Origin of the sequence: Marivibrio halodurans, assembly GCF_017963645.1 — a bacterium.
GTDB lineage: Bacteria > Pseudomonadota > Alphaproteobacteria > UBA8366 > Aestuariispiraceae > Marivibrio > Marivibrio halodurans.
Map to the genome: position 1 here is coordinate 1 of NZ_JAGMWN010000013.1, position 12,489 is coordinate 12,489.

Consider the following 12,489-nt stretch of genomic DNA (forward strand, 5'->3'; position numbering starts at 1 on the left):
TCAAGATCGCCTCCTGTTTGCGACCTTGAATCAGTATTCGGGAAAGAAGGGAATCCCCTAAATGCAGACGCCGCCTAAGGGTCAGTCGCGATAAGGCCCCGGGCGCTTGCCCGGCCGGGTCGGCGCGCTGTGCCGCTTATGGCGGGAACGTTCCGCGAAGCTGATGACATTATGGGCGTCGCGCCCCTCGGCGCGGGCGGGACGCTCCCGCTCGGCCGCCTCGACGGCGGCGCGTTGGGCCGCGCGCTCGCGCTCGATCCCCGCCTGTTCGATCACCGTGTGGCCGTTCATGGGGAAGGTGGCGTTGAAGCCGCCATGGCGATAGCGAATGGTCGCGGCGGGCTTACGCCCGAAGATCCAGAGATCCGACATCCTCTCCCGACGCTCCTCACTGTCTTTCCCAGGCGTCGTGCGCTTAAGGATTGCCATGGGAACGGGGGCGGGGCAAGGCTTCGCCTGATATAGGATGATTGGAACAATCGGACGCCACGGAACACGATGGATATCCTGATCGAGATCATGCTGCCGGTCTTCGGCGTGGTGCTGTTCGGCGCGGGCGCGCGCTGGCTGAAATGGATCGACGACGCGGGGATCGACGCCGTCGGGCGTTTCGTCTTCACCTTCGCCGTCCCTTGCCTGCTGGTGCGAACGGTCGGCACGGCGGATTTGCCGGCGCATCCGCCCTATGGCCTCTTCGCCAGCTTCTATCTCGGCGCGGTCGTGCTGTTCGCGGCGGGGATGCTTGTCGGGCGCTTCGTCTTCGGCCGACCGCCCATGGGGCAGACGTTGAGCGGCATGGGCTTCTCCTTCGGCAACACGGCGATGGTGGGGTTGCCGATCATGCTGGCCGCCTATGGGGATGCGGGCGCGCTGCCCTTCTTCATGATCCTGTCGATCCATGGGCTGATCTATTTCACGGCGACGACGATCCTGCTCGAATCGCAGCATCAGGCGGGGGGGCGCGACGGCTTGCGGGCCCTGCCCAAGGCGGTCGCCCATTCGCTGATCACCAATCCGATCATCATCGGCCTCGCCATCGGCCTGTTCGTCAACCTGTCCGGCATCGGCTTACCCGGCCCGATCGATCAGATATGCCGCGTCATGCAGGGGGCGGTGCCGCCTTGCGCGTTGTTCGTGCTGGGGGCTTCGGTGGTGCGCTATGGCATTCGCGGGCGCGTGGCGCAGGCCGCGGTGGTCAGCGTCGCCAAGCTCGTGATCTTTCCGGCGCTCGTCTATGTGCTGGCCTTCCACGTCTTCACCCTGCCGCGCGATTGGGCGGAAATCGCGACGATCACCGCTGGGTTGCCGCTGGGCCTCATGGCCTTCGTCTTCTCGCAGAAATACGGCACGGGCCAGGCGATCACGGCGACGGCCGTGTCGATGTCGACGGTCGCCTCGCTCTTCACGCTCTGGGGGCTGTTGGTCCTGGTGCGCGGATAGTCCTTGCCACGGAGCCCACCCGGGCGTTACCAATTATCCCGTGATGCAGACACCGTTCGTCATCCGGGCGATTGCGCCGATTACGAACCCGGCCCCTGCGGGGCGCCGGGCTCCTTCGCATGCGCAATTCCCTTCCTTTCGGAGACGAACCGATGTCCGAAGCCACCACCCCGGCCGCTAACGGCCGTACCCATCACCATCACTCCCCCCGTTCCGCGACCGCCTGTTTCACCGTCTGCGCCGATGCGGGCCCCGGCATGCTGGGCCGGTTGCTCGAAGGGTTCGCCAAGCGCGGCCTGACGCCCGAACGGGTTCACGCGCAATTGAGCGGCGACGGCGAGACCATGGATCTCGACCTTCAGGTGACGGGCCTGGATGGGGATCAGGCCACCATCATCGGCGAAACCCTGCGCGCCATCGTCGGTGTGCGCGCGGTCCTGGTCGGCGCCAAGGCCACGGCCCGGCCGATCGGCGTCGCGGCGTAAGGGCGGCCTGGCAGACGGGGCTTTCGGCCGACGGGGCTTTCGGCCGATGCGGGCTTCTGCTTTAAGGGATAGGTCGCCCGCCCTGCCCCGTCCGCCCCGCTCGACCCCGAGAGGCCGCCTGCCGCATGAGCTTCCTCGACCGCATCGCCGCCTGCAATAACGCGGATATGTCCGATTTCGCGCCGCTTCATGGTTTCGGCACGCGGATCGGCTGGGTTCGGCGGGAGCGGGCCGGGCTTCTCACCCAGCATGCGGGGGCCTTTCAGGTGACGGAGGCGGGGCTGACGCTGGCCCCCGCCCTCGCCTCCGGGGCGGAGGCGACGGAGGCCGTCGACCGCGCGCTTCGCGAATTGGCGGCCCAAGGACATATCGCCGGCTGGCGGGAGGAGCCCTATCGCGTGGCGACACGCTATGGCGCCCCGGCCCTGATGGTGGTGGAGCGCGCGGCCGCCCCCTTCCTCGGCATCCGAAGCTGGGGCGTGCATATGACGGGTTATGTCCGCCGGCCGGACGGCGGCCTCGACCTCTGGATCGCGGAGCGCGCGCATGACAAGCCGACCTATCCGGGCGAACTGGACAACATGGTCGCGGGCGGCCAGCCGGCGACGCTCGGCCTGTTCGACAATCTCGTCAAGGAATGCGCGGAGGAAGCGGCGATCCCCGAAACACTGGCCCGCGCGGCGCGGCCCGTCGGCACCATCGGCTATCGCCACGCGCTGGCCGCCGGGTTGAAGCCGGACGAGATGTTCTGCTTCGACCTGGAACTGCCGGACGATTTCACGCCGGAGAACACCGATGGCGAGGTCCATGCCTTCTTCCGTCTGCCGGCGGAGGAAGTGATGGCGATGGTGCGGGAAAGCGACCGTTTCAAGTTCAACTGCGCGCTCGTCCTGATCGATTTCTTCATCCGTCACGGGCTGGTCGCGCCGGACGACGAGTCGGATTACGCGGAAATCTGCCGGGGCTTGCGCTCAGGCTGAGGCCGTATGCGCCATTGCCTCGATCCGCGCGATCACTTCCTCCGGCCGGGTACCGGCATCGCGCATCGATCTTAGGCTCGCGCTGTCCGCGCGCTTGGCCAGGCGCTGCCCGTCCGTGTCCTTGAGCAGCGGGTGATGGTGATAGGCCGGTTCCGGCAGGCCCAGCAGGGTTTGCAGAATGCGGTGGATGTGCGTCGCATGCAGCAGGTCCTCCCCCCGCGTTACCAGGCTGACGCCTTGCAGCGCATCGTCGACCGTGACGGCGAGGTGATAGCTGGTCGGCACGTCCTTGCGCGCCAGCACGATGTCGCCGCAACTCTCCGGCTCGACCGCGACGGTGCCGAAGCGTGCGTCGGTGAAGTGGAGCGGCCCCGTCATCCGTGTGGCCTTGTCCATGTGAAGACGGATGGCGAAGGGGGCCCCGGCCCCCCGGCGCGCGGCCGCGTCCCGCGCGCTCAGATGCTTGCAGGTCCCGGGATAGAGCGGGCCGTCGGGCCCGTGGGGCGCATGGCCGGCGCCGGCGATTTCCGCCTGGATTTCCTTGCGCGTGCAGAAGCAGGGATAGGTGAGGCCGCCTTCCTCCAACATGTGCAGGAAATCGCGATAGAGGTCGAAATGGTCCGATTGGCGGCGCACCGGCTCCGGCCAGGAAAGGCCGAGCCAGGAGAGGTCCTCAAGGATCGCCTGCTCGAACTCGGGTCGGGCGCGACCGCGGTCGATATCCTCGATCCGCAGCAGGAAGGTGCCGTCGGCTTCCGCCGCCGCGCGCGCCGCGAACAGCGCCGAATAGGCATGGCCCAGATGCAGGGGGCCGGTCGGGCTCGGCGCGAATCGGGTGACGGTGCGCTCGGATAACATCGGGGAAAATCATCCCTTCCTCGCCCCCGTCGCGGGGGCGGCGGCCGTTTCTCCCACCCTGCCTAGCGCAATCCGGGCGGTTGGGCCAGCCGGGGCCAAGACGATCATTGCGGGCCGCGCGCCGACGCGCCACTCTTGTCCCAGGACGAGGGTGAAACCGCCGGTTCGGCGGGAAAGGACATTTCTTGGCACGCGGCGGTGGACGTTTCTCCAATCCCGGCCCGGACCGGCCGAAGGGGCGGGATTTGGCCGCGCTGAAGCGCGCGGGTGCCTTCCTCCGACCCTATTGGCCGCGCGCGGTGCTGGCGGGTATCGCCCTGGTCGTGACGGCGGGCTGTGTCCTGGGGTTGGGGCAGGGGCTGCGCGCGCTGATCGATAGCGGCTTCGCGGAAGGGGAGCCGGGCGCCCTCGACCGGGCGCTGGCGGTGCTGGTCGGATTGTCGATCGTAATGTCGATCGGCACCTATGCGCGCTTCACGATGGTCTCCTGGCTGGGCGAACGGGTGGTGGCCGATCTGCGCAACGCGGTCTTCCGGCGGGTGCTGACCCTCGACCCCGGTTTCTTCGAGGTGACCAAGACGGGCGAGATTCTCTCGCGCCTGACGACCGATACGACCCTGTTGCAGTCGATCGTCGGCTCCACCGCCTCCATGGCGCTTCGCAACATGCTGATCCTGCTGGGGGGAATCGTCATGTTGTTCGTCACCAACGCGAAATTGACGGCGCTGGCGCTGTGCGTGGTGCCGCTTGTCGTGGTGCCGATCCTGATGATCGGCCGGCGGGTACGGAGTCTTTCCCGCGCCAGCCAGGACCGCGTCGCCGATGTCGGCGCCTTCGCGGAGGAAAGCTTCAACGCGATCCGCACCCTCCAGGCCTTCACGCACGAAGCGGAGGATGCGCGGCGCTTCGGACAGGAGGTGCGCGGCGCCTTCGATACCGCGATCCAGCGCATCCATCTGCGCGGCGCGCTCGCCTCCGTCGTCATCCTTCTGGTTTTCCTGGCGGTCGCGGTGATCCTGTGGGTCGGCGGGCATGATGTGATGGCCGGGCGGATCACGGGCGGTGAACTGGCGGCCTTCGTCTTCTATGCCACGATCGTCGCCTTCGCGGTCGGGGTTCTGTCGGAGATCTTCGGGGAATTGCAGCGCGCGGCCGGCGCCACCGAACGGCTGATCGAACTGCTGGAGGCCGAACCCGCGATCAAGCCGCCGGCGGCGCCCGCCGCGCTGCCCGACCCGCCGGAAGGCCGCGTCGCCTTCGAGGGGGTGGGCTTCACCTATCCTTCCCGGCCGGATATGGCGGCGCTGGACGCGGTCGACCTTGCCATCGCGCCGGGGGAGACGGTCGCCCTCGTCGGGCCGTCCGGCGCGGGGAAGAGCACGATGTTCCAGCTCCTGATGCGTTTCTACGATCCGGATCGGGGGCGCGTCCTGCTGGACGGGGTCGATCTCACCCGCTGCGATCCGGGGGACTTGCGCCGCCGCATGGCGATCGTGTCCCAGGACCCGGTCATCTTCTCCGCCACCGGGTTCGAGAATATCCGCTATGGCGCGCCCGACGCGCCGGATGACGCGGTCATCCGCGCCGCCCGCGACGCGGCCGCCGATGAATTTCTGCGTGCCCTGCCGGATGGCTATGACAGCTTCCTCGGCGAGAAGGGCGCCCGCCTTTCCGGCGGACAGCGCCAGCGCATCGCGATCGCCCGGGCGTTGCTGCGCGACCCGGCGGTCCTGTTGCTGGACGAGGCGACGAGCGCCCTCGACGCCGAAAGCGAACGGCTGGTGCAGGAGGCGTTGAAGCGGCTGATGCGCGGGCGCACGACGCTGATCATCGCCCATCGGCTGGCGACCGTGGTCAATGCCGACCGGATCGCCGTGATGGATCGCGGCCGCATCGTCGCCACCGGGACCCATGCCGACCTGATGGAGAGCAGCCCGCTCTACAATCGCCTCGCCACGCTGCAATTCTCCGAGCCCGGCGCCGCCGGGGTCGCGGCGGCGGAATAGGGGACGGGTATGGAGCCGCGGCTCAACGGCGTGATGGCCGTGATCGCGGTCCTGGCGATCGCCTTCGCGCTGACGCGGCTATCCGCGGATTGGATCGGGGTGGAGAGCGAAGCGCTCGTCATCGACGATACGCCCGCGACGCTCTATCGCCCTTCCGAGGGGCGCGCGGGGCCGCCGGTCGTGCTTGCGCACGGTTTCGGGGGCTCGCAACAGATGATGCGAAGCCTGGCCCTGACGCTGGCGCGCAACGGCTATACCGCCATTACCTACGATTTTCCGGGGCACGGGCGTCACCCGGCCGTGTTCGGCGGCGATATCCGGGATGCGGATATGTCGGGGCGGGTGCTGCTCGATCAACTCGACCAAATCGCGGCCCGCGCGTCGCGGATGGGGGAGGGAGGGCCGATCGCGCTCGTCGGTCATGCCATGGCCGCCGATCTGGTGACGCGCTATGCGCGGGCGCATCCCGGGCGGGTGGCGGCGACGGTCGCCCTTTCGACGGTGCCGGCGGGCGTGGATGGGAATGGGGACGGGAAGGCCGGTGGACCGCGTAATCTTCTGATCGTCATGGGCGCGTGGGAGGAGGAGCGCGTGCTGGCGGAGGCGTTGCGCGCCGTCTCCCCGGCGGTTCCCCCGACCGGGCCCGGCGACATGCTGATGACCGGGCGCACCTATGGCGATGTCGCCGCCGGCACGGGGCGCCGTGCCGCGGTCGTCGACGGGGTGGAGCATGTCGGTGTCCTCTTCGCCCGCGCGACGATGGAGGAGGTGGCCCGGTGGCTCGACGCCGCCTTCGCCCGGACGGATGCGACGGGCGATGACGGCCAAGTGGAGACCGTGCGGCGCGGCCCCTGGATCGCGTTGCTTCTGGCCGGGCTCGTCCTGCTGGCCCGGCCGCTGGCGAGCCGTCTGCCCGCGCTCGGCGGGGAGCGGCTGGGCGCCAATCTGTCCTGGCGGCAGTTCGCGGGTGCCGGTTTGGTCCCGGCGGTGGCGACGCCGCCGCTGCTCGCCGTCCTGCCGACGGATTTCATGACGCTGCGGCTCGGTGATTATCTGGCGCTTCATTTCCTGGTCTATGGGCTTTTCATCGCGGGCGCGCTCTATTGGCTGCGCCGCCGCCGCGCGGAACCCCGGCCGGTCCGGCCGATTCCCAGCCTGCAACTTCTCGCGGTCGCGCTGGCCGTGCTGCTCTATCTGTTCCTGGCGGTCGTGCTGCCGGTGGACAGGCTGGTCACGAATCTGCTGCCGGGGGAGGCGCGGGTGCCGCTGATCCTGGCCCTGGTGACGGGAACGCTCGTCCATGGGGCGGCGGACGAGTGGTTGACGCGCGGCGGGGACGCGCCGCGCGGGCTCTATTGGTTCTCGAAGCTGCTGTTCCTGGTCTCGCTCGCCGTGGCGATCGCGCTCGCGCCGGGGGAACGCGCGCAACTCGCGGTCCTGTTCCCGGCGTTGCTCGCGCTCTTCATGCTGTTGGGGCTCGTCAGTCGCTGGTGCTATCTGCGCACGCACCATCCGATTCCGGCGGGACTGGCCGGCGGGGTGCTGTCGGGCTGGGTTCTGGGCACGCTGTTCCCAATCATCACCGGGTAAGGCATGACCGGGTAAGGCATGACCGGGCGAGAAGCGTCATGCCCGGCAGCGCGCGATCACCTTGCGCAGGAAGGCCTCGCATTCCGCGATCTGGCTCTTCTCGATGAACTCGTTCGGCTGGTGCGCCTGGGCGATCGATCCCGGGCCGCAGACGACGGCGGCCATGCCGGCCTGCTGGAATTGCCCGGCCTCGGTCCCGTAGGAGACATAGTGCGTGTCGTTGTCGCCGGTGATCTGGCGCACGAAGGTCTCGGCCTCGCTCTCCCGGTCCTCGCTCAGTCCCTTCACCACGTTCTCGGTCACCGTCTCGATGCCGGTGGCGGGGTCGATCGCATGCATCTCCGGCAGGATCTCGGCCGTGTACCAGTCCTCGAACTCCTTCTGGATATCCTCCGGGAAATCCTCCGGCAGGTTGCGCACGTCGCAGGTGAACTCCGCGTGGCGGGCCATGATGTTGGGTGCCGTGCCACCGGTGATCTGGCCGACATGAATGGTCGTGTAGGGCGGGGTGAAGCCCTTGCCGGGGCCGTTCTCGAAATCGCCCTTGGCGGCGCGTTCCTTCACCATCTCGTCCAGCTTCGCGACGAGACGGGAGGCCACCATCACCGCCGAGACGCCGGATTGCATCTGGCTGGAATGCGCCTCCTTGCCGGTCACGGTGGTGCGGAAGAACCACATGCCCTTATGGGCGGAGACGACCTTCATGTCCGTCGGCTCGCCGATGATGACGACGGAGGGTTTGGGCAGGCTCTCGCCGATCTCGGCGATCATCTCCGGCGCGCCTCGGCAGCCGACCTCCTCGTCATAGGAGAAGGCGAAATGGATCGGCCGGGCCAGCGGCTTGGCCAGCATCTCCGGCAGCAGCGCCAGCGCCGTCGCGGGAAAGGCCTTCATGTCGCAGGTCCCGCGCCCATAGAGACGGCCGTCGTCCTTGTCCGTCAACAGGAACGGGTCCGTGTCCCAGGGCTGGCCCGCGACCGGTACCACGTCGGTATGGCCGGACAGGCAGATACCGCCCGGCTGCTTCGGCCCGATGGTCGCGAAGAGGTTCGCCTTGCTGCCGTCGGCGTTCGGCAGGACCGTCGCTTCCACCCCCGCCTCGGCCAACCGGTCGCTCACGAAATGGATCAGATCCAGGTTCGATTTCGACGAGGTCGTGTCGAACCCCACGAGCGTCGCCAGCATCTCGACCGGATCGGTCATGTCTCTCATCCTCTTCGAAGCGGGTTGACGGGTGATGGCCGGAAGGCCGTTCGCGCGGATCGTCTCACTGTCGCCAGAAGCCGGGCGCGAACAGCACCAGCACGGTGAATATTTCCAGCCGACCGAGCAACATGGCAAGGGACAGGAGCCATTTCGCCGCATCCGGCAAGGTGGCGAAATTGCCGGCCGGCCCGATGACGGGCCCCAGGCCCGGCCCGACATTGGCGATGGCGGTGGCCGCGCCGCTGGTCGCCGTGATGAAGTCGAGGCCCAGCATGCCGAGCCCGATGGCGATCAGGGCGAAGAGCATGATGAACAGGAAGAAGAAGCTCATCACCGACGCCTCGACCGTGTCGGGGATCGGCTTCCTGTTGTAATAGGCGATGAAGACGCCGTTCGGCTGCAGCAGGCGTTTCATCTGCACCCGCGCGGTGGCGTAAAGTACCTGGAACCGGAAGACCTTGATCCCGCAGGTGGTCGAGCCCGCGCAGCCGCCGATGAACATCAGCAGGAAGAAGAGCGGCGGGGCGAAGGCGCCCCATTGCCCGAAATCCTCCGTCGCGTAGCCGGTTCCGGTCATGATCGAGGTGATGTTGAAGGCGGCGACCCGGATCGAATCCAGGAACGGACGCTCCAGGCCGAGATGGAGATACCCCACCGTCGCCGCCACCGCGACGCCCAGGAAGCCGAAGAACCAACGGACCTGGCTGTCCGTCACCAGGGCCATCGGGTGCGCCCGCAGCGCCTGGAGATAAAGCAGGAACGGCAATGAGCCCAGGATCATGAAGACCGTCGCGACGACGTCGACCCAGGCGGATTCGAACACCCCGACCGAACGGTCGTGGGTCGAATACCCGCCCGTCGCGACCGTCGTCATCGCATGATTGATCGCCTCGAAGGTCGGCATGTCGGCCATGCGGTATAGGCCCGCGCAGATCAATGTCAGGCCGAGATAGATGATCGCGATCCAGGCGCCGATCTGGGCGGCGCGCGGCAGGGCCTTCTCCACCCGCTCGGCGAACTCCATGCGGAAGAGCTGCATGCCGCCGACCTGCAGCATCGGCAGGATGGAGACCGCCATCACGATGATGCCGACCCCGCCCAGCCATTGCAGCAGCGAGCGCCAAAGCAGGATACCGGGCGGCGCGAAATCCAAACCCACCAGCACCGTCGAGCCCGTCGTGGTTATCCCCGACATCGCCTCGAAGAAGGCGTCCGTGTAGGAAAGCTGGAGATCGGCGAAATGCAGCGGCAGCGCCGCGAAGGCAGGCAGCACCACCCAGGCCGAGGCGGTCATCAGAAAGGCCTGCCGAATGGTCAGCGAGCCGAAGCGCACCCGGTTGGTCAGCACCAGCATGACGCCGACGAACAGCGTGAAGGCGCTGGCCATCGCGAAGACTTCCCAATCGGGATTGCCGACCGCCAGGTCGATGACCGCGGGCACCAGCATCGCCAGCGCGAGCGTCGCCAGCAACATGCCGTTCACGAACAGGATGGGTCGAAAATCCAGCACGGATACGCTCATCGCCTCGCTTCGTGCCGCGCCCGGCCCATGGTCCGCGCGGCGTCGTCGATCGCGCCTTCTTAAGGGATTTGTCGCCCGGTGGCGAGCGTAGCGGAGGATGCGTCAACCGCGCCAGAAGCTGGGCAGCAACAGGACGAGAAGCGTCATCATCTCCAACCGGCCGAGCAGCATGCCGGCGGATAGCACCCATTTGGCCGCATCCGGCACGGTCGCGAAATTGCCGGCCGGGCCGATTTCCGCGCCCAGGCCCGGCCCGACATTGGCCAGCGCCGTGGCCGCCCCGGTCAGGCTGGAGACGAGATCGAGCCCCGCCGCCGACAGCGCGACCGCGATGAACAGCCAGCTTCCGACCCACAGCGCGGCGAAGCCGAGCACGGCGGCGGTTAGTTGATCGCTGATCGGTTGGCCCTGATAGCGCGCGAACAGCACGGCGTTCGGCTGGATCAGCTTGGCCAGCGACAGCCAGCCCGTACGCACCAGGACGATCAGCCGGAACATCTTGAAGCCCCCGCTGGTCGAGCCGCTACACCCGCCGACGAAGGTCAGCAGAAAGAACAGCAGCACCGGCAGCCCGCCCCAGGCCTGATAGTCCGTGTTCGCGAAGCCGGTCGTGGTGACCACGGAGGTGAGGTTGAAGGCGGCATCCGTGATCGCGGTGGCGACATCGAGCCCGGGCTCCCGCGCCAGCCGCCAGAGCACGCAAGCCGCAGTCGCCGCCGCGAGCAACCCCAACATCGCGCGGACCTGCGCGTCGCTCAACAACGGGGCGGGATCGCGGCGCAGCAATTGAATCAGCAGCGGGAAGGTCGTCGCGCCCAGCAACATGAAGAGGACCGCCGTCCAGACGATCGCCGGGCTTCGGAAGTGGCCGAAGGAACTGTCATAGGTCGAGAACCCCCCGGTCGAGACGGTCGTCATCGCGTGATTGACCGCATCGAACCATCCCATGCCGAGCAGCGCATAGGCCGAGATGCACAGAACCGTCAGCAGCAGATAGACCCCGAGGATCGACAGAATCAGGGAGCGGGCGCGGGGTACCACCTTCTCGGACCGGTCGGAGGATTCCAGCCGGAAGAGCTGCATGCCGCCGACCTCCAGGAAGGGAAGGATGGCGATGCCCATGACGATGATGCCGATACCGCCGATCCATTGCAGCATCGAGCGCCAGAGCAACAGGCCCGGCGGTGCCTCCGCCAATCCGCTGATCACCGTCGAGCCGGTGGTGGTCAGGCCGGAAATCGCCTCGAAGACGCTGTCGGCGAGGTTCATGTCGTTCGCGCCGACCACGAAGGGGATCGCCGCGAACAGCGGCAGGACCATCCAGGCGGCGTTGGTCAGCAGGAAGGCCTCCCGCAGGCGCAGCTTGATCCGGTTCTGTCGCGTGGTCGCGATACACAACCCGCCGGCGAAGCAGGTCAGCGCGGAAGAGGCGAGGAAGACCTGCGCGTCGGGCCGTCCATGCCACCCGTCGACTGCCGCCGAGGGCAACATGACGAGCCCGAGGGCGAGGAGCAGGAAACCCAGGATGAAGAGGACCGGGCGGATATCCGGCATGGCGGCGGTCTCGAATGCGGAATGGAAGCGTTCGCTATCCAAGACACGGTTGTCCGGCGATCGCAAGCGGCCGGTCCGCGCGGGCGATGCTTTCCGGAATGGGGACTCCGGAATGGAGACACCGGAATGGAAACTCCGGGGTAGGGCGCTTAGCCCGCGGTGTCGCCGCTCTGTCCGGCGAGGCTCAGGAACTCGCCGCGCAGCGCGCGATCGGTCCGGAACGCCCCCAGCATGCGGGTCGTGATCATCGAGACACCCTGTTTCTTGATCCCGCGCGTCGTCATGCATTGATGTTGGGCGGAGAGGATAACCGCGACGCCGCGGGGCTTCAGCACGGATTCGATCGCCTCGGCGATCTGGGCCGTCATGCGCTCCTGGATCTGCAGGCGCTTGGCATAGAGTTCCACCACGCGGGCCAACTTGGAGATACCGACCACGCGCGTTCCCGGCAGGTAGGCGACATGCGCGGTGCCGATGATCGGGACCATATGATGCTCGCAATGGGATTCGAACCGGACATCGCGCAGCAGCACCATCTCGTCATAGCCGTCTGTTTCCTCGAAGGTGCGCGAGAGCATTTCCGCCGGGTCCTCGTCATAGCCCGCGAAGAATTCCTCGTAGGCGCGGACGACGCGGTTCGGTGTGTCCAGCAGACCTTCCCGGCACGGATCGTCGCCGGCCCATCGCAGCAGCGTGCGGACCGCCTCCTCGGCCGCCTCCCGCGTGGGGCGCGGGGTTTCCCCTCGCGCATCCTGCTCGCGGCGGACCGGTTTGATGGCAGTCATGGGCTGTCCTTCTCGCTGTTTCGGCGCGGGGTGAGGGGATGTCGCCACACCGGCCTTCCTTCG

At 67.6% G+C, this 12,489-nt stretch carries 11 protein-coding genes; 5 read left to right on the forward strand and 6 right to left on the reverse strand.

Annotated elements, in window-relative coordinates:
- Positions 1–81: 81 nt before the first annotated feature.
- Positions 82–372: a hypothetical protein gene (locus KAJ83_RS17985; RefSeq protein WP_210683508.1), complete on the reverse strand. Its 291-nt coding sequence runs from the start codon at positions 370–372 to the stop codon at positions 82–84.
- Positions 373–498: 126 nt separating this feature from the next.
- On the opposite strand from KAJ83_RS17985, the gene KAJ83_RS17990 reads away from it, so the two are divergent.
- The 3 genes from KAJ83_RS17990 (at position 499) to KAJ83_RS18000 (ending at position 2,905) form a co-directional block, all read left to right on the forward strand.
- Positions 499–1,440, forward strand: a complete 942-nt coding sequence (locus tag KAJ83_RS17990) for an AEC family transporter (protein WP_210683509.1) — start codon at positions 499–501, stop codon at positions 1,438–1,440.
- A 152-nt stretch (positions 1,441–1,592) separates the two neighbouring features.
- Positions 1,593–1,925 (forward strand): hypothetical protein, encoded by a 333-nt coding sequence (locus KAJ83_RS17995; RefSeq protein WP_210683510.1) that lies wholly within the window; start codon positions 1,593–1,595, stop codon positions 1,923–1,925.
- A gap of 125 nt (positions 1,926–2,050) precedes the next feature.
- Positions 2,051–2,905, forward strand: coding sequence for an NUDIX hydrolase (locus KAJ83_RS18000; RefSeq protein WP_210683511.1), 855 nt, complete (start codon positions 2,051–2,053; stop codon positions 2,903–2,905).
- On the opposite strand, the gene gluQRS is transcribed toward KAJ83_RS18000, so the two are convergent.
- The gene (gluQRS, locus tag KAJ83_RS18005; protein WP_210683512.1) at positions 2,897–3,763 is read right to left on the reverse strand and encodes a tRNA glutamyl-Q(34) synthetase GluQRS; all 867 of its coding nucleotides are present in this window, start codon (positions 3,761–3,763) and stop codon (positions 2,897–2,899) included. The genes KAJ83_RS18000 and gluQRS overlap by 9 nt on opposite strands.
- Before the next feature lie 185 nt (positions 3,764–3,948).
- Between gluQRS and KAJ83_RS18010 the strand changes: the two genes are divergently transcribed.
- Complete coding sequence (locus tag KAJ83_RS18010; RefSeq protein WP_210683513.1) at positions 3,949–5,769, forward strand: ABC transporter transmembrane domain-containing protein; 1,821 nt, start codon at positions 3,949–3,951, stop codon at positions 5,767–5,769.
- A gap of 9 nt (positions 5,770–5,778) precedes the next feature.
- The gene (locus KAJ83_RS18015; protein ID WP_210683514.1) at positions 5,779–7,359 is read left to right on the forward strand and encodes an alpha/beta hydrolase; all 1,581 of its coding nucleotides are present in this window, start codon (positions 5,779–5,781) and stop codon (positions 7,357–7,359) included.
- 36 nt (positions 7,360–7,395) lie between these two features.
- Here KAJ83_RS18015 and argE read toward each other — a convergent pair whose 3' ends face one another.
- The 4 genes from argE to folE form a co-directional block, all read right to left on the reverse strand.
- Positions 7,396–8,562, reverse strand: a complete 1,167-nt coding sequence (gene argE / locus KAJ83_RS18020; protein WP_210683515.1) for an acetylornithine deacetylase — start codon at positions 8,560–8,562, stop codon at positions 7,396–7,398.
- 64 nt (positions 8,563–8,626) lie between these two features.
- Positions 8,627–10,087 (reverse strand): TrkH family potassium uptake protein, encoded by a 1,461-nt coding sequence (locus KAJ83_RS18025; RefSeq protein WP_246484867.1) that lies wholly within the window; start codon positions 10,085–10,087, stop codon positions 8,627–8,629.
- Between the two features lie 102 nt (positions 10,088–10,189).
- A complete protein-coding gene (locus tag KAJ83_RS18030; RefSeq protein ID WP_246484869.1) occupies positions 10,190–11,683 on the reverse strand; it encodes a TrkH family potassium uptake protein in 1,494 nt (497 codons plus the stop codon).
- Positions 11,684–11,790: 107 nt separating this feature from the next.
- A complete protein-coding gene (gene folE, locus KAJ83_RS18035; protein ID WP_210683516.1) occupies positions 11,791–12,426 on the reverse strand; it encodes a GTP cyclohydrolase I FolE in 636 nt (211 codons plus the stop codon).
- Positions 12,427–12,489 lie beyond the last annotated feature (63 nt).

What these genes read in the sequence shown, in the direction of transcription:
- KAJ83_RS17985 (WP_210683508.1), bottom strand. Translation starts at nt 372, where the DNA reads ATGTCGGATCTCTGGATCTTCGGGCGTAAGCCCGCCGCGACCATTCGC.
- KAJ83_RS17990 (WP_210683509.1), top strand. Translation starts at nt 499, where the DNA reads ATGGATATCCTGATCGAGATCATGCTGCCGGTCTTCGGCGTGGTGCTG.
- KAJ83_RS17995 (WP_210683510.1), top strand. Translation starts at nt 1,593, where the DNA reads ATGTCCGAAGCCACCACCCCGGCCGCTAACGGCCGTACCCATCACCAT.
- KAJ83_RS18000 (WP_210683511.1), top strand. Translation starts at nt 2,051, where the DNA reads ATGAGCTTCCTCGACCGCATCGCCGCCTGCAATAACGCGGATATGTCC.
- gluQRS (WP_210683512.1), bottom strand. Translation starts at nt 3,763, where the DNA reads ATGTTATCCGAGCGCACCGTCACCCGATTCGCGCCGAGCCCGACCGGC.
- KAJ83_RS18015 (WP_210683514.1), top strand. Translation starts at nt 5,779, where the DNA reads ATGGAGCCGCGGCTCAACGGCGTGATGGCCGTGATCGCGGTCCTGGCG.
- argE (WP_210683515.1), bottom strand. Translation starts at nt 8,562, where the DNA reads ATGACCGATCCGGTCGAGATGCTGGCGACGCTCGTGGGGTTCGACACG.
- KAJ83_RS18025 (WP_246484867.1), bottom strand. Translation starts at nt 10,087, where the DNA reads ATGAGCGTATCCGTGCTGGATTTTCGACCCATCCTGTTCGTGAACGGC.
- folE (WP_210683516.1), bottom strand. Translation starts at nt 12,426, where the DNA reads ATGACTGCCATCAAACCGGTCCGCCGCGAGCAGGATGCGCGAGGGGAA.